Annotated in this window: 1 protein-coding gene; it reads left to right on the plus strand. The window is 69.9% G+C overall.

The genetic code is table 11. The features are described 5' to 3' along the window. Nucleotides 1–1950 (plus strand): polyketide synthase dehydratase domain-containing protein (locus DQ392_RS31325; RefSeq protein ID WP_181856649.1); only part of this gene is annotated, 1950 nt, incomplete at both ends.

A 1950-nucleotide genomic window follows, 5' to 3' on the forward strand; every position in this document is an offset into this window, starting at 1 on the left:
CGGCGATCGAGGACATCGTCGAGCAGCATCCCGGGCGTCCTGAGGCGACGGTGACCGGCTCGTTGCAGCGTGATCAGGGTGATCTGCGCCAGATGCTGACCTCCGCCGCGCAGCTGTGGGCACACGGCACCGACGTCACCTGGCCCACCCCCGCCGCCCCCGCCACACTGGGCACGTCACTCACCGAACATGTGGAACTGCCCACCTACCCCTTCCAACGCCAGTCCTACTGGGCGACCCATACGACGGGAACCACTGACGCCACCACACTGGGTCTCACTGCCACGGCTCATCCGCTGCTCGGCGCGTTGACCGAGCTGCCGGACGGCGGTCATCTGTTCACGGGCAGCGTTTCGCTGGACACCCAGCCCTGGCTCGCGGACCACGCCATCGCAGACATGGTGTTGCTGCCCGGAACCGCCTTCCTGGAACTCGCGCTGCACGCCTGCACAGAGCTGGGCTGCGCGGAGATCGAAGAACTCACTGTCGGCACCGCTCTCGTCGTGCCCGAGCAGGCGACGGTCCAGCTCCAGGTGACGGTTGAGGCACCGGACGAGAGCGGCTGCCGGGCGATGTCCATACGGTCTCAGCCGCTGGCCGCCGACAAGCAGAGCCATGAACCCTCCGTCTGGACCACACACGCGACGGGCACCCTGGCCGTGGGATCGGAGGAGGAGCTGGACACCGACTGCGCGGAGACGGCCGGCCGGCTCGACGTCTGGCCTCCGGCACAGGCCACGGCGTGCGACGTGGACCAACTCTACGATTGGTTCGCGGGCCTGGGCTACGAGTACGGTCCACTGTTCCGGGGGCTGCACAGCGCCTGGCGAACGGAACACCAGACGTACGGTGACGCGCATCTTCCGGACGAAGCGGAGGGGAAGCAGGACAAGCCGTTCCACGTGCACCCCGCGCTGTTCGACGCGGCGCTGCATGCCGGTGCTCTCCGTAGCCTGCACCCGCACGACGCGTCCGTAGACGTGGGCCACGCGTCCGGGGGCACGGGTGAGATCCGGCTGCCGTTCGCCTGGCGCCGAGTCAGGCCGCTCGGTGCCGGCGACGGCACCGGTGCGGGCGCCCTCGCCGGCGCGACGAGCCTGCGGGTCCGTCTGACACATCTCTCCGAGGAGTCATTCGCCGTCCTGTTGGCCGACGAGACCGGTGCCCCACTAGTGCAGGTGGAGTCCCTCACGACGCGCCCTCTGAGCAGTGACCAACTGAGCAAGGCCGCAGCGGCAGCCTTGCAGGCCGCGCCGTACCAGCTGGAGTGGGCTCCGCTGACGGGTGAAGCGGCAGGCGAAGAAGCCTCGGCCGCCTCCTGGGCTGTGCTCGAGGCCGGCGCGGACTTGTCGCAGACGAGCGAGGAGCTGCCCGTCACCCGGTACGCGGATTTGGCCACGCTGCTGGACGACGTGTCGGCGGGAGCACCGGTGCCGGACACCGTGATGACCGTCTGCGCCGACACGGGCCTCAACACTCAGGATGACTGCCAGGGTTCGGTGGCCCACCGCGCTCACGTGCTGGCGGAGCAGGTGCTCGGTCTGGTGCGGGGGTGGTTGAGTGAGGAGCGGTTGGGTGGGTCGCGGTTGGTGCTCGTCACTCGGGGTGCGGTTGCCGCGGGTGTGGGTGAGGGTGTGGCCGATGTGGCGGCGGCGACGTGCTGGGGTCTGGTGCGTAGTGCGCAGAGTGAGAGTCCGGGCCGGTTGGTGTTGGTGGATGCGGAGCCTGGTGGGGGCCCGGTGTCGTGGGCCTCGATCCAGTCTGCGGTTGGGGCTGCGGTCGTGGCGGGGGAGTCGCAGGTGGCGCTGCGCGGAGACCGGGTGCTGGTCCCGCGTCTGGCCAAGACCGGGGAGACGGCCGCGTCCCCGGCTGACAGTGGTCTGTGGGGGTTGGGTGCCGGGGGCACGGTGTTGGTGACCGGGGGGACCGGTGTGTTGGGTGCGGCTACCG

The sequence above is a fragment of the Streptomyces reniochalinae genome (assembly GCF_003323735.1).
In the GTDB taxonomy this organism is placed as follows: domain Bacteria; phylum Actinomycetota; class Actinomycetes; order Streptomycetales; family Streptomycetaceae; genus Streptomyces; species Streptomyces reniochalinae.